This is a genomic window from Streptomyces sp. BoleA5 (assembly GCF_000373665.1).
Classification (GTDB): Bacteria; Actinomycetota; Actinomycetes; order Streptomycetales; family Streptomycetaceae; genus Actinacidiphila.
Window position 1 is genome coordinate 246,969 of record NZ_KB892146.1, and the last position, 18,560, is coordinate 265,528.

An 18,560-nucleotide genomic window follows, 5' to 3' on the forward strand; every position below is an offset into this window, starting at 1 on the left:
CGTCGACGTGGCCGGGTGACGCGGCCCGGTGGTCAGCGGCGGTAGCAGTACGAGTCCGAGGACGCGTCGCCGCCCTCCAGGCGGATCTGGTGCACCCGCAGTCCCCCGAAGTCGGCGCCGTGCGGGAAGAAGCCGCCGTCGACACCGAGCCCGCCGCCCGAGGTGTCGGCGTCGAGCTTGATCATCCACGGGTCGATGCCCTCGGGGTAGAACTGCTCGTCCCAGGCGGCGTACAGGGAATTCGTCACGTACACGCGCCGTCCGTCGCGGCTGAGCTCGACCATCTGCGATCCGCCGCTCAGCGGGACGTCCGGCTCCGCCGGGTGGGTCCCCCGGCCGGCGATGCCGCCCAGCCGCACGGACGCGGTCAGGCTCGGGCGGAGCGGGTCGCGCACGTCGTACTGGAGGAGGTCGCCGGTCCCCCACGCGGACACGTACAGCCACCGGTCGTCCACCGACAGGTCGATGTCGGTGATCAGCGGCGGCACGGTGCCGAACGGCCGCAGCGCCGGGGGCAGGTCCTCCGCCCGGGCGGGCTCGGCGGGCAGGGTGATCACCTTGCGGACCGTGAACTCCCCGCCCTCCCGGGTCCACAGCCACACCGAGGCCGACAGGTCCTCGACGTCGACGACGGTGTTCACGAACCCCCAGGTCGCCTCGGGGTCGTGGGAGGGACGCAGCTCCAGCACCATCTGGTTCCGGTCGCCCAGGTCGACGCGCTGCAGGTGGCGGCCGGTCTCCAGGTCCCAGAAATGCACCGCGTGCCCGTAGCGGCGGTCCAGCAGCAGTTCGGGGACGAGCCCGTCCTCGATCATCGAGGGGCTGCCCCACTCGCTGGTCACGGCGATGTTCTGCCGCAGGTGCCACCAGACGTCGTAGGCGAGCCGCTGCGGTCCGCGCTCGGTCTCCCAGGCGCGCAGCACGTCGAAGGTCTCGTGGTCCAGCAGTGCGACGCCGCCGGGCCCGTCCTCGCCGTCGGCGCCACCCAGGCAGGACAGGAAGACCCCGTCGGGACCGCAGTGGAGGGTGTGCGGCCGCGAGTAGCCGGCCCTGGCGGCCAGTTCCCCGGCCTCGACCACCTTGACCAGGCGCGGGCGGGCCGGATCGGGGACGGTGTCCAGGACGTGCAGCCGGGAGGAACGCAGTCCCGGCACGATGAGGTAGCGCCGCGCGGCGTGGTGGTGGCCGGGGTGGGCCAGCGCGCTGGAGCAGGCGTTCCAGCCGAAGTGGTGCAGTTCGTTGCCCCGGTCGGGCAGCTCGACCCGGGCGGCCACCCGGCCGTAGGCCGGGGACCCCGGGTCGGTGTCGACGGTGAACAGCGCGTCCGGGCGCTCGCCCGCCGGGTCGAACCCGGCGACGTAGGCGAGCCTCTCCGGTGGCCCGGCGACCGCGTCCGCCGGGGTGCGGTACAGGGTGGGGTCCAGGTGGCCGTCGAGGTCGTGCTCGGTCGTCGTCATGGCCGTTCCCTCTCCCGTACGGGAGCCCGGGCCAGGGGCCTCACGCGGCGGACGGCCGGGCCCACCCGTACGGGATCCGTGTGCGGAAAACGGACGGATGTCCCGTACGACGAGCGTTTCACAGCCCCGCGGACCCCGCCAGGGCGGAACCCCTGGCGGGGGCGCCGCGAACGGTCAGGCTCCGGCGACCGAGGCCAGGTAGGCGCTGGCCGCCTCCGGGTCGTAGAAGTACGACTCGTAGTCCGACGGGTCGTCGAAGCCGTTGGCGAAGCGGTTCGCCACGGCCGGCAGCTGCCCGGCGGCGCCGATCAGGCCCAGGACGTGCTCCGGCGGCGGGCCGAGCAGGGCGTTGGTCCACTTGGTCACCGGCTCCGCGGTGGTCCAGAAGCGGGCGAAGGCCGACTCCATCCAGTCCCGGTCGAAGGGCTTGTCGCCCTGCTCGACGATGGCGTCGAGATAGGCGGCCGCGCACTTGGAGGCGCTGTTGGAGCCCTGGCCGGTGATCGGGTCGTTGGCGACGACGACGTCGGCGACGCCCAGCACCAGCCCGCCGGACGGCAGTTCCGCGACGGGGTGCCGGACGACCGGGGCGAACCGCCCGGACAGGGTGCCGCCGGCGTCCGTCAGCTCGACGTCGCGGGCGCGGTCGTATTCCCAGGGGAGGTGACGCTCCATCAGTTCCAGGGTGATGCGCAGGTGTTCCCGCGGGTCCTTGACGCCGTCGAAGACGTCGAGCGGACCGCCCGGCAGCCCCTCCCAGAAGAGGATGTCGCAGGGGCCCGAGGTGGTGAACGCCGGGATCACGATCAGCTCGCCGGCGCCGGGCACCATGTTGAGCCGCACCGCGTGGAAGTCGGGGTGCTCCGGGCGCGGGGCCAGGCCGTGCACATAGGCGACGGCCAGCGAACGCTGCGGGCTGTCGTACGGGGAGCGCCCGGCGTCCCGGCCGAACAGGGAGACCAGTTCACCCTTGCCCGCCGCGACCATCACCAGGTCGTAGGCGCGGGCGAAGTAGTCCAGGTCCCCGACGGTCACGCCGTGGACGACCAGTTTGCCGCCGCGCTCGACGAAGGTCTCCAGCCAGCCGGCCATCTTCACCCGCTGGTCGACGGACTGCGCGTACGCGTCGAGCCGTCCCACCCAGTCGATCGGCCGCGATCCGTCCGGGGCGGCGACGGAGACGCCCAGGCCCTCGATCCGGGGGGTCCGGTCCTCCCAGAAGTCGACGCCGAGGTCGCGCTCGTGCGCCAGTGCCGTGCCGAACATGCACTGGGTGGACATGACACGCCCCTGGCGTATCTCGTCCGCCGTGCGGTTGGACATGACGGTGACCTCGTATCCCCGGGACTGCAGGCCCAGGGCCAGTTGGAGCCCGGACTGGCCGGCTCCCACGATCAGTATCTTGCGCAAGGCGGCATGCTCTCTCGTGCGGTGCGGCTTGGGTGCGTCCGGCGGGAGTCCCCACGACTCCCCCCGGAGAACTGCTACTCCGGCTGGGCGACGAGGGCCTGCTTGACCAGGGCCAGCAGCACCTGGATCACCGACTGGCGGTCACGGGCGTCGCATATCGCCACCGGTACCTCGTCCGGCACGGCGAGCGCCTCGCGGACGTCGATCTCCTCGTAGGCGGTGGTGCCCTCGAAGTGGTTGACCGCCACGGCGTAGGGCAGGCCGCTGCTCTCGAAGTAGTCCAGGGCCGGGAAGGCGTCGGCCAGCCGGCGGGTGTCGGCGAGGACGACCGCGCCGATCGCGCCGCGCACGAGGTCGTCCCACATGAACCAGAAGCGCTGCTGGCCGGGGGTGCCGAACAGGTAGAGCACCAGTTCCCGGTCGAGCGTGATGCGGCCGAAGTCCATCGCCACCGTGGTGGTGGTCTTGTCCGGGGTGGAACCGAGGTCGTCGATGTCCTCGCTGGCGCGGGTCATCACCGCCTCGGTGGTGAGCGGGGTGATCTCCGAGACCGCGCCGACGAAAGTGGTCTTGCCCACGCCGAATCCGCCCGCGACCACGATCTTGGTCGAGGTGGGGGCGTGGCTCACGTCCAGTTGCCACTCCTGCAGGCCGTCTTCTTCCGCGAGGGACGCCATGTCAGAGCCTGCGAAGTCCACCGAGCACCCTCTCCAGCAGCGCGCGATCCGGGGCGCCGGGCCCGTGCCCGGTCCCGTACACGCGGATCCGTCCCTGATCGGCCAGGTCGCTGAGCAGCACCCGGACCACGCCGAGCGGCATGCGCAGCAGCGCCGAGATCTCCGCCACCGAGCGCATCCGGCGGCACAGTTCCACGATGGCCCGCATCTCCGGCATGACGCGCTCGGCCCAGCCGCCCGAGGTCAGCTCACGGTGCTCGGCGGAGGCGTCGATCGTCGCGACGAAGGTCTCCACCAGCAGCACGTGACCGAAGGACGTACGTCCTCCGGTCAGCGCGTACGGCCGCACACGGGCGGCCCTGCGCCCGGCACCCCGTACCGGGAGGGCGGCCGCCGCCTGCACCGCGGGGATCACCGGACGGCGCATCAGAGGCCCTCCTCGATCGCCTGGCGCAGCTCCGTGCGGAGCGCCGGGGTGAGCACATGGCCGGCCCGGCCCACGAACAGGGCCATGTGATAGGCCACCACGCTCATGTCGCACTCGGCGTCCGCGTGGACACCGAGCAGCGAACCGTCCCCGACCGTCATGACGAACACGCTGCCGTTCTCCATCGACACGCCCGTCTGGCGCACCCCGCCGCCGTCCATCAGGCGCGCGGCGCCGTCGGTCAGCGAGGCGATGCCGGAGACCACCGTGGCGAGGTCGGCGGATGTGCCCGCCGGGCCCCGGCGCGGCCGTCCGGCCGCACCGTCAGCCGCGCCCTCGTCCTCCGTCGCGGCCTCGTCCTCGGGCTCCGAGGTCAGCAGCAGCAGCCCGTCCGAGGAGACGACGGCCACGGAGCGGACCCCGGGCACGTCCTCCACGAAATTACTCAGCAGCCACTGGAGGTTACGTGCCTCGTGGCTCAGGCCCCGTTCACTCTGGGTGTCCGTACCGGCCGACATCAACCGCGTGCCTCCTCGACGCCTTCGGCTTCGACTTGTTGGTGTCCCCCCGAACTGCCTTCTGCTGCGGCCGCGTCGGCGGCCTTCCTCGGCGCGGGCAGGCCGCGCCGGATCTCCTGCGTCTCGGCCTGGGCCTCGGCCCGGCCCTCGCGCAGGCCCTGGGCGAAGCCGCCGAGCTTGCGCCGCAGCTCCTCCGGGTCCACCCCGCCCCCCTGGCGGGCCCTTCCCCGGACCTGCGGTTCGCCCGACAGCCCCGTGGACCGGGGCACCCGTTGCGGAAGCCCCTTGGCGGTGAGCCCCTCGCCGTCCGGTGTCTCGGCGACGGCCGGAGCCGGTGCCTGGGCCGGAGCCGGTGCCTCGGTCGCCACGACCGGTGCGGGTGCGGACTCGGGTGCCGGGGTCACGGGGGCAGGCCGGTCGGCGCGGGCGTGCTCGATGGCCTCGCCCCCGGGCTCGGACGCCTCGCCGGACGCTTCACCGGGTACTTCCCCGGGCATTTCGCCGGCCGGTTGCGTCCGTGGCGTCGGTTGCGTCACCGGCTCCACGGCCGCCGGTGCCGTGCGCTCCGGCTCCCCGGCGCGCTCCTCACGGGCCCGCCGCAGCGCCTTGCGCGGCTGCCACGGCTCTCCCGCGACGGCCGCCTCCACGGGGGTCTGCGGGCCGTCCGGGTCTTCCGCGGGCGCGGTGAGCGCCGTGGGGACGACCACCACGGCGGTGGTGCCGCCGCGCTTGGCGTCGCGCAGCTGCACGCGGATGCCGTGCCGGGCGGCGAGCCGGGCGACGACGTACACGCCGATGCCGGTGGCCTCGGCGACGGCGGGGTGCTCCGCGGGGTCGGCCTGCGTCAGCAGCGCGTTGAGCTCGTCCAGCCGGGCCGTGGGGATGCCGATGCCCTGGTCCTCGACGGACAGCATCAGCTCGCCGCTCTCCAGCATCCAGCCGGACAGCTGCACCTCGGTCTCCGGTGGCGAGAAGGCGGCCGCGTTCTCCAGGAGCTCGGCGATCAGGTGGCTGAGGTCGTCGGTGGCGAACCCGGCGATGCGCCCGGCGGGCAGCTGGTGGATGCGGACCCGCTCGTACGTGTCGATCTCGGAGACCGCGGCGCGTGCCACGTCGACCAGCGGGACGGGCTTGGGGTGCGCGTGGCCGTGCTCGGCGCCGGCGAGCAGCAGCAGGTTCTCGCTGTTGCGGCGCATGCGGGTGGCCAGGTGGTCCAGCTTGAACAGCTGGGAGAGCTCGTCCGGGTCGTGGACCAGTTCCTCCAGCCGCTCGATCAGTGTGAGCTGGCGCTCGACCAGACCGAGGGTGCGCAGCGTGAGGTTGACGTAGGTGCCGTGGACGTTGTCCTGCAGGGAGCCCAGACGCGTGGTGAGCGCGTCCTGCCGGCCGTGCAGCAGTTCGCGTTCCGCGGCGAGGGCGTCCCGGACGCCCTGGAGCTTGGTGTGCTCGGCGTCCTGCGCGGCGACGCGCCCGCGCAGCCCGTTCACCTCGGCGCGGAGCGCGTTGACCGCCCGGGCGGTCGCCGCGAACTCGTCGGAGCCGACGATCCTGACCTGCTCGTCGGCGGGGACGTCCCCGCGGGCGAAGCGGTTCAGGGCGGCGGCCGGGCGGGTGATGGAGCGGGCCGTGGAGACGCCGACGCCGAGGACGAGCAGGAAGCACACCGAGGCGAGGGCGACGTGGAGTTCGAGGGCCGTCACGTCGTCGTCGCGCAACGCGGCGAGCCGGTCGGCGGCGGCCGCCGCGAGCGAGGACTCGACACCGCGCATCATGTCGACCCGGGCGGAGAGCGCCGCCTGGACCACTCGCGGCTTGAGCGCGCGGTCGGCGGCGGACAGCGAGGAGTCGTTCAGCAGCTGCTTGAGCCGCTTGTCGGCCTGGTTGACGTCGGATCCGGTGACCGTCTGGTCGTACTGCTCGACCGCGGCCTGCGAGGCCCCGCCGCGGAACTCGGCGAGTGCGGACCGCTCGCTGACCGCGGCGGTCTGCGCGGCGCCCACCAGGCCGGACTGCCCGCCGCCCGCGGTGAGCGCGCCCACCAGCAGGCCGCGCTGGACGGAGGCCTGGTCGACTGCGCGGGCGAGCTCGGGCAGCGCGGTGGTGTCGGCGGAGGCGCCGCGGGCGGGCAGCGAGCGGGCGACGGCGGAGCCGATCCCGTGCAGCGCCCGGATCGCCGGGTCGTAGGCCGCCGCGGCGGCCTCGACGGAGCCGGGGCCGGAGAGCACCTTCTGCCGGACGGTGGGGAGTTCCCCGAGCTGCCGGACGACCTCGGCGGTCGCGTCGGCGAAGGCGGGGGCGTCGTCGGTGTCGGCGTCGGCCGCCGCCGCCAGCACCTCCTTGGCCTGGCGGTCGACCCGCACCCGCTGGGTCTCGGAGACGCCGTTGCCGCCCTCCGTGGAGCGGCCGCCGGCCACGAAGACGGCCATGCCGTCGCGTTCGTCGGCCAGGGCGTGGGACAGCGAGACCGCCTGGGCCCCGAGTCGCGCCATGCCGACCAGTCGTTGCGCCTCGGCCAGATCGCGCACGCCCGTGGCAACGCCAGGAGCGGAGGCGGCCAGGACCGTGACGGCGCAGATCAGCAGGGCGCCCAGCAGTCTCTGCCGTACGCGCTTGGTCCGCGGGTTACGTCGTGTTCGCACCGGTGCTCGCTATCCCGTCTCGCCTGATCCACTGGTCCCGAGATGACGACACATCGGCCGGGCACCGAGCACGGCAACGTCTGGCCTCATCCCGGCATCGTGCCGACCTTCTCAGGCCGACCCGGAATGCAGATGTGCGTCCCCCGCCTCGACACCCGAACGAGTGAATCGCACCGACAAGTTGACGTTCAACTCCCCGGCTGGATCGTTACGCGCGCGCGTTCCGGCCGACCGGACCAGGAACTGGCATCGCGGCCGCCGCCCTGGCAGGATGCGCACCTTCACTCGCCGGTAACCCCCGGCGGGCGCCCCCGGGGCTCGAACAGCTCTCCCGGGCGGCTGCTGCAGACTGACCGCATGCGCATCGAGACGGCGACCGAGCCCGGCAGCCCCGGGCGCCCCAACGAGGACTTCGCGGCGGTGGCCATGCCCGCGTCAGGCGGCGGCGGTTCACTGGTCCTGCTGGACGGCGTGACCCCTCCCGACGGCCCCACGGGATGCCGTCACGACGTCCCCTGGTACGTCGCCCACCTGGGCGGATCCATGATCGAACTGTCCGTTTCGCCCACGGCCCCGAGCTTGGCGCAGTGTCTCGCGGAAGCCGTCCTGCGCACCGCCGACGCGCACCGCGGCACCTGTGACCTTTATCACCGCCGCACTCCGCAGGCCACCGTGGTGGCGGTCCGGTGGAATGCGGACACCGTGGAGCATCTGGTGCTATCCGACTCGGTGTTGCTCATCGAGGACACCGCAGGTCAGGTCGGTGCCGTGCGCGACGACCGGCTGGACCGGCTGCCCGCTCCGGTGACCGCGCTGCGCGCCGCGGTACGGGCCCTGCCGCGCGGCACGGCCGCCCGCGCCGAGGCCGCCGCGGAGTACGGACGGGCCGTGGAGGCCCTGCGCAACGCCGAGGGCGGCTTCTTCACCGCGGCGGCCGACCCGGCGGTCGCGGACCGCGCCGTCACGGGCACCCGGCCGCGCTCGCGGGTCCGCGCGGTCGCGGCGCTGACGGACGGCGCCGCCCGTCTGGTCGAGGTCTTCCACGAGCAGGACTGGCAGGGCGCGTTCACACTGCTGCGCAAGGCCGGACCCGAGGAACTCCTGCGGCGCGTGCGCGCGGCCGAGGCCGCGGACCCGGACGGCACCCGCTTCCCGCGCGGCAAGGTGCGCGACGACGCGACCGCGGTGCTGGCGCAATGGTGACGGCGGCGGGCCGGCACGCCGGGCGGAGGGCCGCCCGGGTCACGCGCTCTCCTGCTCCTGCGAGGAGTTCAGCTGGCCCAGCAGCCGGGCCAGTTCGCGCAGTTCGTCGCGGTCCCAGCCGCTGAGCCGGTTGACGTAGCGGGCCCTGCGCGCCTGCCGGACGCGCGAGAAGCGCTCGGCGCCCTCCGTGGTCAGCTGCACCAGGAAGGCCCGCCCGTCGGCGGGGTCCGGTTCGCGCCGGACGAGCCCGAGGTCCTCCAGGGCGCGCAGTTGACGGCTCATCGTGGCCTTGCCGACGCCGAAGTAGCCGGCGAGCACGGTGGCCCGCTCGGGACCTGTCTCGGCGAGCCGGGCGAGGATCCCGTACGCGGCGGGCTCCAGGTCGGGATGGACCTCGCGGGCCATCTCCCCGGAGGATGCGCGGGCACGCCGCAACAGGACGGTGAGCTCGCGTTCGAGCGCCTCCATCACGGGGTCCGCCTCCCTGGGGGAGCCGGCGGTTCCGGCCACCTGGTCACCCGCCTTCCGTCGTGAAAACGTCTCGTCTCCGGCCGCCGTGTGCGCAGCGCCCCCAGTATTTCGCAGGCGCGGACCAACGGCGTGACCAGGGGCACTTCCACACCGGGTGTCCCGCCGCCGGCGGCACGCACGGAGAGCGGCCCCTCCTCAGGCCGTGGGAGGGGCCGCTCTCCGTTCACCCGGTCAGGGCCTCGTTCAGGCCGCGACCGAGGGCTCCGCCGACGACGGCGCGGGGCCGTCCTCCAGGCCGGAGTCCGCGCCGGTGACGGCCGGCTCCAGGGCGAGCTTCAGCACGTGCCGGACGTCCGAGACCGCGTGGACCTCCAGCTTCTCCAGGACCTCGGCGGGGACGTCGTCCAGGTCCGCCTCGTTCCGCTTGGGGATCACCACGGTGGTGATCCCGGCGCGGTGCGCGGCCAGGAGCTTCTGCTTGACGCCGCCGATCGGCAGCACCCGCCCGGTCAGCGACACCTCGCCGGTCATCGCGACGTCGGTGCGGACCCGGCGCCCCGACAGGAGCGAGGCCAGCGCGGTGGTCATGGTGACACCCGCGCTCGGGCCGTCCTTGGGGACCGCGCCCGCGGGGACGTGGATGTGGACGCCGCGGTCCTTCAGATCGCCGACCGGCAGCTCCAGTTCGGCGCCGTGCGAGCGCAGGAAGGAGAGCGCGATCTGCGCGGACTCCTTCATCACGTCGCCCAGCTGCCCGGTGAGCTGCAGGCCGCTGCCGCCGGTCTCCGGGTCGGCCAGCGACGCCTCGATGTAGAGGACGTCGCCTCCCGCGCCGGTCACCGCCAGGCCCGTGGACACGCCCGGCACCGCCGTGCGCCGCTCCTGCGGGTCCTGCGCCGACTCCGGCACGTGGTGCGGCCGCCCGATGAGCTCCCGCAGGTCCTGCGGGGTCACCGTGAACGGCAACTCGCGCTCGCCGAGCTCGTGCTTCGCGGCGACCTTCCGCAGGATGCGGGCGATCGACCGCTCCAGGGTGCGCACCCCCGCCTCGCGGGTGTACTCCCCGGCCAGCTTGCGCAGGGCCGCGTCGTCGACGGCGACCTCGTCCTCGCCGAGCCCGGCCAGCTCGCGCTGGCGCGGCAGCAGGTGGTCGCGGGCGATGACGACCTTCTCGTCCTCGGTGTAGCCGTCCAGCCGCACCAGCTCCATACGGTCCAGCAGCGGCTCGGGGATGGCCTCCAGGACGTTGGCGGTGGCGAGGAACACCACGTCGCTCAGGTCCAGTTCGACCTCCAGGTAGTGGTCCCGGAAGGTGTGGTTCTGGGCCGGGTCCAGGACCTCCAGCAGGGCCGCGGCCGGGTCGCCCCGGTAGTCGGAGCCCACCTTGTCGATCTCGTCCAGCAGGACCACCGGGTTCATGGACCCGGCCTCCTTGATGGCGCGCACCAGCCGGCCGGGCAGCGCGCCGACATAGGTGCGCCGGTGGCCGCGGATCTCCGCCTCGTCGCGGACGCCGCCGAGCGCGACGCGCACGAACTTCCGCCCCATCGCGCGGGCCACGGACTCGCCGAGCGAGGTCTTGCCGACGCCGGGCGGACCCACCAGGGCCAGCACCGCGCCTCCGCGGCGGCCGCCGACGACCCCGAGACCGCGGTCGGTGCGGCGCTTGCGCACGGCCAGGTACTCGGTGATGCGTTCCTTCACGTCCTCCAGGCCCGCGTGGTCGGCGTCCAGCACCGCCCGCGCGCCGGGGATGTCGTAGGCGTCCTGGGTCGTGGTGTTCCACGGCAGCTCCAGGACGGTGTCCAGCCAGGTGCGGATCCAGCCGCCCTCGGGGGACGCGTCGCTGGACCGCTCCAGCTTCTCGACCTCCTTCAGGGCGGCCTCGCGCACCTTCTCGGGCAGGTCGGCGGCCTCGACGCGGGAACGGTAGTCGTCCGCCTCGTCCTCCGGGTCGCCGTTCAGCTCGGCCAGCTCCTTGCGGACCGCCTGCAGCTGCTGCCGGAGCAGGAACTCGCGCTGCTGCTTCTCCATGCCCTCCTGGACGTCCTTGCGGATGGTCTCCGCGACGTCCTGCTCGGCCAGGTGGTCACGCAGCCACTGCGTGGCCAGCCGCAGCCGGGCGGCCGCGTCGACGGTCTCCAGCAGCTCGATGCGCTGGCTGGTGGTGAGGAAGCCGGAGTAGCCGGCGTTGTCCGCCAGCTGCGAGACCTCCTCGATCTGCTGGACGCGGTCCACGACCTGCCAGGCGCCGCGCTTGCGCAGCCAGCTGGTGGCCAGGGCCTTGTACTCCTTCATGAGCTCCGCGACGGTGCCGGGAGCCTCGGCGGGTGCCGGCTCGGAGAGCTCGGTGCCCTCCACCCACAGGGCACGGCCGGGACCGGTCGTGCCGGCGCCGATGCGCACGCGGCTCACACCGCGGATGACGGCACCGGGATCGCCGTCCGACAGACGTCCCACCTGCTCGACGGTGCCCAGCGTGCCCACGCCCGCGTAGTCCCCGTCCACCCGGGGAACGAGCAGCACCCGCGGCTTGTTGCCGAGTCCGGGCTGTCCGGACCGCTGGGCGGCCTGTGCCGCCTCGACCGCGGCGCGCGCCTCGGCGTCGGTCAGGTCCACCGGCACGACCATGCCGGGCAGGACCACCTCGTCGTCGAGGGGCAGCACGGGCAGGGTGAGCGGCGCGAACGCCGACGAAGACGACTGAGCCATTATCTCTCCCTAAGCAATGAAGTTGAGCTACGCAGACTCAATGCATCTGATGCCCCTGGTGTTCCCCGGGTCGTGTTCGCTCTGAGCGATCGGCCGCGGAGCACCACCGTGCCCGTGGTCCGGGCGTCCCCGTCGTCCCCTCCCGAGAACCGCGCGCGGGGGCGGCGGCGATAGAGGGGTGTGAGACTCTTCCGACCCATGAGCCACGAGCCCCCCGGGGACGACGCGCTGCTGCGCGCGATCGCCCGGGGGGACTCGCAGGCCCTCGCGGATCTGTACGACCGCCACTCCGGCTGGCTGCACGCCCGGCTCACCCGGCGCTGCCCCGACCCCGAGACCGTCCGTGAGGTCCTCCAGGACACCTTCGTCACGGCCTGGCGCTCGGCCGCCGGCCACGGCGGCGGCGCGGCCGGCGGCTGGCTGTGGGTGATCGCCGTCCGGCGGCTGGCGGACGCCCGTCGCGCCGCCGCCCGGGCCGGCAGCCGCGACCTGCTCGCCACGCAGGAACCCGGCACCGCCCCCTCGGCCGAGGAGGACGTCCTCGCCGGGCTGGAGTACGGCGACGTGGGCGCCGCGCTCGACCGGATCTCCCCCGAACTGCGGGCCGTGCTGCGGGCCACCGTGGTCGACGGCCTCACCACGCGGGAGACCGCGCGTCTGCTCGGGATACCCGAGGGAACCGTCAAGACCCGGGCCTCGCGGGCGCGCCGCGAACTGCGCGCCGCGCTCGTCGCCCTCGGCCCCGCTGGAGGAGCCGCATGCTGAACCTTCGAGTCACCCGCGCACCCCGGCGGGCCGACGGGACCGGCCGGCACGTGCCGGACGACACGGCCGCCGCCTACGCCGACGGCACACTCGCCGAATCCGCCGCCTGGTCGGTGGACAAGCACCTGGATTCCTGCACGGCCTGCGCCGTCCGGATCTCCGCGCTGGTCAGGGCGGGCGACGCCGGTGCCCTCCTGACCGGCGTCCGCGAGGCCGTGCTGGACGCCGCCGCCCCCGGCCCGCGGCCCGCGCGCGCCCTTCCCTGGCGGGCGGCCCTGCAATCCGCGCGCGTGCTGCGGCCGGCCTGGGTCGGGTCCGTCCTGCTGACGCTCGCCGTGGCCGTGGCCCTGTCCCGGCTGGACGGGGCCCCGGAGGGACGCCCCTGGCTGCTGGCGCTCGCCCCGGTGCTGCCGCCGGTGGGGGTGGCGCTCGCCTACGGCAGGTACGGGGACCCGGCCCACGAACTGGCCGCGTCGACGCCGTCCGGCGGACTGCGGCTGCTGCTGACGCGCACCGGGCTCGTGCTGGCGGTGTGCGTGCCGCTGCTGAGCGCCGCCGGCGGCGTCCTCGCGGGAGCCGGCGCGGCCGTGGCCTGGCTGCTGCCGGGGCTCGTGCTGACCGGGGCCACCCTGGCGCTCGGCAGCTGGACCGGGTGCCATCGGGCGGCCGTCGCCGTCACCGCGGCCTGGCTGCTGGCCCTCGCCCTGTGCGGGCTTCCCGTCGCCGCCGTACCCCTGCTCTTCTCCCCCGCGGCGCAGCCCGCCTGGGCCGCCGCGGCCGCGGCCTGCGCCTGCCTGCTGATCCTGCGCCGTACCGCCTTCGACCACCTGGAGCGCCCGTGACCACCGAGACCACCGTCCATGTGGACGGCCTGACCGTGCGGCACCGAAGGACCACCGCCCTGGACGCCCTCGACCTGCGCATCGGGCGCGGCGTGCACGGGCTGCTCGGCCCCAACGGCGCGGGGAAGACCTCGCTGATCCGGGTGCTGGCCACCGTGGCGCCGTACCGCTCCGGCCGGCTGGAACTGCTGGGCCTCGATCCGGCGGTCCCCGCGGGGCGCACCTCGGTGCGGCGGCGCCTGGGCTACCTGCCGCAGGAGTTCGGCCACTATCCCGGTTTCACGGTGCGTGAGTTCGTGGCGTACATGGCCTGGCTGAAGGAGGTGCCCAGGGCCGCGGTGCCGGAGGCCGTCGAGCGCGCGATGGAACGGGTCGGCCTCGCCGGACGCGCCGACGCGCGGATCAGGACGCTGTCCGGCGGCATGGTGCGCCGGGTCGGCATCGCCCAGGCGATCGTCAACGACCCGGAGCTGCTGCTGCTCGACGAGCCGACGGCCGGCCTCGACCCGGAGCAGCGGGTGGAGTTCCGCGCCCTGCTCAGGGAACTGGGCGCCACGTCGACCGTCCTGGTCTCCACCCACCTCGTCGAGGACGTCGCCACCGCCTGCACCGAGGTGACCCTCCTCGACGAGGGGCGCGTCGCCTTCCGCGGCACCTCGGCGGAACTGGCCGCCGCCGGTGACGAGGACGCGGCCGGGGACAGCCCGACAGAACGCGGCTACACGGCGGCCCTGCGCCGCCACCGCTCCGCACGCGCGGTCTCGCCGGAGGCCGCCGCATGAGCGCCACGGCCACCCTGACCAGCGCACCGCGGACCCTTCCGGCCGCCCCCCGCGTCCACCGCACCGAGCTGCTGCGCGGCTCCGGGGTGTGGGCGGCGGCCGTACTGACCGTGAGCGTGATCGTCGCCGTGCTGGCCAGGCGGTACTCCCTGTTCGACACCTGGGCGACGACCCAGGCGGCGCTCCGTGAGGCGGGCCTGCTCCTGGGCGGCCCGCTCGCCCTCACGGCGGGCTGCCTGCAGGGCGGCCGCGAGCGCCGGCGAGGCACCGGCGACCTGCTCGCCTCCGCCGCGCGGTCGCCGCTGCGCAGGGCTCTGACGGCGGCCCTGCCGTCGGTGGCCTGGCCGGTGCTGGGCTACCTGGCGGCGACCGCCGTATGCCTGGGGGTGCTGCTGCCGTACGCGTCCTACGGGCACCCCGCCTGGCACCTGGCTGCGGTGGACGCGGTGGCACTCGGCTCCCTGGGGGCGCTCGGCTTCGCGGCGGGACGGGCCGTGCCCTGGCGCTTCTCGCCACCGCTGGTCGGCCTCGCGGGGTACGTCCTGCTCGGCGCCGGAGTCTCGGGGTATCCCGGGCCGGGCACGGCATGGCTGAGCCCCGCGAACGGCGGCTGGGGGAGGTTCGGCGACGTCCCCGTGTGGTGGGCCGGGGCCCTGTGCGTGGTCTGGACGGCCGGGCTCGCCGTCGCCGCCCTGCTGGCGGGTCATGCGCGACGCAGGGCCCTCGCCGTCCTGCCGCTCCTGGCCGCGGTCGCCGCCGGGTCGGTGCTGTACCGCACCGGCGACGACCTGCTGCGCTCCGATTCCTCCGCCACCGCGCTGGTCTGCGACCGGGGCACGCCCGCGGTGTGCGTCCGCGCGACCCACGCCGGGGCGCTGCCCGCCGTGCGGGCGGTGGTGACGCGGATCGACTCCCGGCTCGCGGGTGCGCCGGGGGCTCCCGTCCGCTACCGCGAGGGCGGCACCGGCGGCGCCATACCGCCCGGGGAGGTCCGGTTCGAGCTGTACGGCGGGGTCTTCCGCGGGCGCCTGGGCGATCCGGAGACGCTCTACCGGGACTTCGTCTTCGCGGTCACCATGCCGTTGGGCTGCGAGGGCTCGTCCGACCCGGCCGGTCACCCCGCCGAGTACGCCGCCCAGGAGTGGCTGGGCCTCGGCCGCCCGCTGTCCGCGGACACCGCGGGCCGGGAGCGGCAGGCGGAGTCGGCGGCACGTCGTCTGCGCGCGCTGGCACCGGCCGAGCGCCGCGCCTGGCTGGGCCGCTACATGGCCGCGGCGCGGGGCTGCGACACCAGCGGTGTCCCGGCGCCATGATCACCAACCCCACCCGCCGAGGAGGCACGGCCATGACGCCCTCGCTCGTACCCCTTTACCTGCGCTCGCGCCGTCTGCCCGGCACCGCCGCCGCGCTGGCCGTCCTCTTCGCCGTATCCCGCTGGGGCGCGGACCGGCTGGTCGACCGGCCGTTCTTCGAGTCCGGCGCCCGGGTGCCCGTGGTCGTCCTGGTCCCGGTGCTCGTCGCCGCGGTCACCGGGCTCTCGCTGCACAGCCGCTCCGGCGAACTGGACCGCTCCGCCCCGCTGCCGTGGTGGCGGTGGCGTGGCGCGCACCTGCTCGCCCTCACCGGGCTCGCCGTGCTCTGGCTGGGCACCGCGCTGCCCGGCGACCCGGCGCACTTCGGGGCTCCGACGCTGGTCCGCGGCGTGCTCGGCTTCACCGGGCTCGCCGCGGCCGGCGCCGCGCTGCTGGGCGCCCGGCTCAGCTGGCTGCCGCCGGTGGTCTATGGCGGCACCGTCTACCTGGCGGCCCCCCGCACCCCGGGCGGGGCCGCCGCGGTGTGGGCCTGGTCGATGCAGCCGGGCGCCCAGCCCGCCGCCTGGGCCACCGCCGTCCTGCTGTTCGCCGCCGGCGCTGCCCTGGTGGCGGTCCGGGGCCCGGCCGCGGACGGGGCCCGATAACCGGTACAGCCCGCGCCACCGTGTCATTACGCTGTGTGGGCATGTACGACGAGGACGACGAGCGGCCCGTCACGCTCGACCGGCGTGACGGGCCCTACGGCGAGGTCGCGCTGCGGCGCAGCGGCGGACGCTACGAGATCATCGCCAACGGCACCTTCCTGATGGACACCTCCGACGGCCGCTCCGAGCGCCTGCTGGTCGACGCGGCCCTGGCCGCGCTCCCGGCGGACCGGACCGGTCTGTCGGTGCTGATCGGGGGGCTCGGGGTGGGTTTCTCCCTGGCGCGGGCGGCGGGCGAGCCGCGCTGGGCGCGGATCGCGGTGGCCGAGCGGGAGCGGGCGGTGGTCGACTGGCACCGCGCGGGCCCGCTGGGGGCCTTCTCCGAAGGGGCGCTGGAGGATCCGCGGGTCAGCGTGGTCGAGGGCGATCTGGTGGCTTACGTCCGGAACGCGGACGTGACGTACGACGCACTTTGCCTGGACATCGACAACGGCCCGGACTGGACGGTCACCGAGGGCAACGGGGGCCTGTACGGTCCGGCGGGTCTCGCGGCCTGCAGGGAGCGGCTCGAACCCGGCGGCGTACTGGCGGTATGGTCGGCCCAGCCGTCCCCCGCGTTCGACGACGCACTGAGGTCGGCGCAGTTCACGCAGGTCCGGACCATCGAGATCCCGGTGAATCGGGGCGTTCCGGATGTCGTGCACCTGGCAACCAAACCCGCATAGCCGCGGCGTCGTCCCGCCCCGTACGCTGCAGCGCAACGCAAACGACCATGGGGGACCCCACATGGACAGCACACAGCCGACGACGGTCGAAGCCGCAGCGGTGGCGGCCACCCCCGGTGCGCAGCGCCGCGTGCTGGTGGTGGAGGACGACGCGACGATCGCCGACGCCATCGCGGCACGCCTGCGGGCCGAGGGCTTCCAGGTCCGCACCGCGGGCGACGGCCCCGCCGCCGTGGAGACCGCCGCCTCCTGGCAGCCCGACCTCCTCGTCCTCGACGTCATGCTCCCCGGGTACGACGGCCTGGAGGTCTGCCGTCGCGTGCAGGCCTCGCGCCCTCTCCCGGTGCTGATGCTGACCGCCCGCGACGACGAGACCGACATGCTCGTCGGGCTCGGCGTGGGCGCCGACGACTACATGACCAAGCCCTTCTCGCTGCGCGAGCTGGTCGCCCGGGTGCACGTGCTGCTGCGTCGCGTGGAGCGCGCCACGATCGCCGCCCGCGACCCGCGCGGCGCCAACATGCAGCTCGGCGACCTGGAGATCGACAACGCCCAGCGCCGGGTCCGGGTCCGCGGCTCCGACGTGCACCTCACCCCGACCGAGTTCGACCTGCTGGTCTGCCTGGCCCAGCAGCCGCGCGCGGTGCTCTCCCGGGAGCAGCTGCTCGCCGAGGTGTGGGACTGGGCGGACGCCTCCGGCACCCGCACCGTCGACAGCCACGTCAAGGCGCTGCGGCGGAAGATCGGCGCGGAACGCATCCGTACCGTGCACGGCGTCGGCTACGCGCTCGAGACGCCCACGCCGTGAGCCCCTACAGCGCGCCGCGCCCGCCGAAGCTGCGGGAACGTGTGTGGGCCGCGCTGAGGCCGTACGACCCCTTCCGGTCGATCAAGGCGGCACTGCAGTACCTGGTGCTCGCCTCGGTGCTGATCACCACCGGCCTGGTCTTCGTGGCGATGCACTCCGCGACCGAGATCCGGATCATCACCATCTTCTCGATCATCGCCTCGCTGCTGATCTCGCAGCTGGTGGCGCACGGGCTGACCGCGCCCCTGCGGGAGATGACCTCGGTCGCCAGCGCCATGGCCCGCGGCGACTACAGCCGGCGGGTCACCGCGGTCCGCCGCGACGAGGTCGGCGAACTGGCCGAGACCTTCAACCGGATGGCCGCCGACCTGGAGGCCGTGGACCAGCACCGCAAGGAGCTGGTGGCGAACGTCTCGCACGAGCTGCGCACCCCGATCGCGGCGCTGCGCGCGGTCCTGGAGAACGTGGTCGACGGGGTCTCCGAGGCCGACACGGAGACCATGCGCACCGCGCTGCAGCAGGCGGAGCGGCTGAGCCTGCTCGTCGCCCACCTGCTGGACCTCTCCCGCCTGGACAACGGCATCGTGCCGCTGGACGCCAAGCGCTTCGAGGTCTGGCCCTACCTCTCCGCCGTGATCAAGACGGCCGGCCTCGGACTGCAGGACGGCCAGGCGCCGGGCCGGCGGGCGCGCAAGGACGTCCACCTCCATCTGGACGTCTCACCGCCGGAGCTGACCGCGTACGCGGACGCCGAGCGCCTGCACCAGGTGGTCGCGAACCTGATCGACAACGCCGTCAAGCACAGCCCGCCCAGCGGCCGGGTCACCGTCCGCGCGCGCCGCGGCACCGGCCCCGGCAGTCTCGACCTGGAGGTGCTCGACGAGGGCCCGGGCATACCGGAGTCCGAGCGCACCCGCGTCTTCGAGCGGTTCAACCGCGGCACCGCGGGACCGGGCGACGGCGGAACGGGGCTCGGGCTGGCGATCGCGCGCTGGGCGGTGGACCTCCACGGCGGACGCATCGCGGTGGCCGAGTCACCGCGCGGCTGCCGGATCCGCGTCACCCTCCCGGGGTCCACCGCGGCGCCGGCTTGACGCTCCGGCCTGCGCAGACGTTGCCAGAGGCAACCGGACCAGTCGATTCAGCATCCCATTCCCGCCAAACTCC

Annotated in this window: 17 protein-coding genes; 9 read left to right on the plus strand and 8 right to left on the minus strand. The window is 74.4% G+C overall.

Annotated features, from left to right (window positions below; genetic code table 11):
* Positions 1-32: 32 nt before the first annotated feature.
* From B085_RS0136795 to B085_RS44955, 6 genes are all read right to left on the minus strand, one after another.
* Positions 33-1,457, minus strand: coding sequence for a selenium-binding protein SBP56-related protein (locus B085_RS0136795; RefSeq protein WP_018563605.1), 1,425 nt, complete (start codon positions 1,455-1,457; stop codon positions 33-35).
* A 174-nt stretch (positions 1,458-1,631) separates the two neighbouring features.
* The gene (locus B085_RS0136800) at positions 1,632-2,867 is read right to left on the minus strand and encodes a styrene monooxygenase/indole monooxygenase family protein (protein ID WP_018563606.1); all 1,236 of its coding nucleotides are present in this window, start codon (positions 2,865-2,867) and stop codon (positions 1,632-1,634) included.
* 74 nt (positions 2,868-2,941) lie between these two features.
* Positions 2,942-3,544 (minus strand): GTP-binding protein, encoded by a 603-nt coding sequence (locus tag B085_RS0136805; protein ID WP_018563607.1) that lies wholly within the window; start codon positions 3,542-3,544, stop codon positions 2,942-2,944.
* A gap of 1 nt (position 3,545) precedes the next feature.
* Positions 3,546-3,971, minus strand: a complete 426-nt coding sequence (locus B085_RS0136810; RefSeq protein WP_018563608.1) for a DUF742 domain-containing protein — start codon at positions 3,969-3,971, stop codon at positions 3,546-3,548.
* Positions 3,971-4,489, minus strand: a complete 519-nt coding sequence (locus B085_RS0136815; protein ID WP_018563609.1) for a roadblock/LC7 domain-containing protein — start codon at positions 4,487-4,489, stop codon at positions 3,971-3,973. Before B085_RS0136815 ends, B085_RS0136810 begins: the two co-directional genes overlap by 1 nt.
* On the minus strand, positions 4,489-7,128 hold the full coding sequence (locus B085_RS44955) for a nitrate- and nitrite sensing domain-containing protein (protein ID WP_158689903.1): 2,640 nt from the start codon (positions 7,126-7,128) through the stop codon (positions 4,489-4,491). The genes B085_RS0136815 and B085_RS44955 overlap by 1 nt, the downstream gene beginning before the upstream one ends.
* A 357-nt stretch (positions 7,129-7,485) precedes the next feature.
* On the opposite strand from B085_RS44955, the gene B085_RS0136825 reads away from it, so the two are divergent.
* A complete protein-coding gene (locus B085_RS0136825) occupies positions 7,486-8,331 on the plus strand; it encodes a hypothetical protein (protein ID WP_018563611.1) in 846 nt (281 codons plus the stop codon).
* 39 nt (positions 8,332-8,370) lie between these two features.
* On the opposite strand, the gene B085_RS0136830 is transcribed toward B085_RS0136825, so the two are convergent.
* Positions 8,371-8,799 carry a MarR family winged helix-turn-helix transcriptional regulator gene (locus B085_RS0136830; protein WP_078620235.1) on the minus strand — a complete coding sequence of 143 codons (429 nt, stop codon included), beginning with the start codon at positions 8,797-8,799 and terminating at the stop codon, positions 8,371-8,373.
* Between the two features lie 246 nt (positions 8,800-9,045).
* Positions 9,046-11,514 carry an endopeptidase La gene (gene lon / locus B085_RS0136835; RefSeq protein WP_018563613.1) on the minus strand — a complete coding sequence of 823 codons (2,469 nt, stop codon included), beginning with the start codon at positions 11,512-11,514 and terminating at the stop codon, positions 9,046-9,048.
* 198 nt (positions 11,515-11,712) lie between these two features.
* Here lon and B085_RS0136840 point away from each other — a divergent pair, with 198 nt between their 5' ends.
* The 8 genes from B085_RS0136840 (at position 11,713) to B085_RS0136875 (ending at position 18,487) form a co-directional block, all read left to right on the plus strand.
* Positions 11,713-12,279: an RNA polymerase sigma factor gene (locus B085_RS0136840; protein ID WP_018563614.1), complete on the plus strand. Its 567-nt coding sequence runs from the start codon at positions 11,713-11,715 to the stop codon at positions 12,277-12,279.
* Positions 12,273-13,121: a zf-HC2 domain-containing protein gene (locus B085_RS0136845; protein WP_018563615.1), complete on the plus strand. Its 849-nt coding sequence runs from the start codon at positions 12,273-12,275 to the stop codon at positions 13,119-13,121. Before B085_RS0136840 ends, B085_RS0136845 begins: the two co-directional genes overlap by 7 nt.
* Positions 13,118-13,903 carry an ABC transporter ATP-binding protein gene (locus B085_RS0136850; protein WP_018563616.1) on the plus strand — a complete coding sequence of 262 codons (786 nt, stop codon included), beginning with the start codon at positions 13,118-13,120 and terminating at the stop codon, positions 13,901-13,903. Before B085_RS0136845 ends, B085_RS0136850 begins: the two co-directional genes overlap by 4 nt.
* Complete coding sequence (locus tag B085_RS0136855) at positions 13,900-15,216, plus strand: hypothetical protein (protein ID WP_018563617.1); 1,317 nt, start codon at positions 13,900-13,902, stop codon at positions 15,214-15,216. The genes B085_RS0136850 and B085_RS0136855 overlap by 4 nt, the downstream gene beginning before the upstream one ends.
* A 32-nt stretch (positions 15,217-15,248) precedes the next feature.
* Positions 15,249-15,860: a hypothetical protein gene (locus tag B085_RS0136860; RefSeq protein WP_018563618.1), complete on the plus strand. Its 612-nt coding sequence runs from the start codon at positions 15,249-15,251 to the stop codon at positions 15,858-15,860.
* 41 nt (positions 15,861-15,901) lie between these two features.
* The gene (locus B085_RS0136865; protein ID WP_018563619.1) at positions 15,902-16,585 is read left to right on the plus strand and encodes a hypothetical protein; all 684 of its coding nucleotides are present in this window, start codon (positions 15,902-15,904) and stop codon (positions 16,583-16,585) included.
* Positions 16,586-16,646: 61 nt separating this feature from the next.
* On the plus strand, positions 16,647-17,393 hold the full coding sequence (locus tag B085_RS0136870; RefSeq protein ID WP_018563620.1) for a response regulator transcription factor: 747 nt from the start codon (positions 16,647-16,649) through the stop codon (positions 17,391-17,393).
* Positions 17,390-18,487 carry a HAMP domain-containing sensor histidine kinase gene (locus B085_RS0136875; RefSeq protein ID WP_018563621.1) on the plus strand — a complete coding sequence of 366 codons (1,098 nt, stop codon included), beginning with the start codon at positions 17,390-17,392 and terminating at the stop codon, positions 18,485-18,487. The genes B085_RS0136870 and B085_RS0136875 overlap by 4 nt, the downstream gene beginning before the upstream one ends.
* The last annotated feature ends 73 nt before the right edge of the window (positions 18,488-18,560 follow it).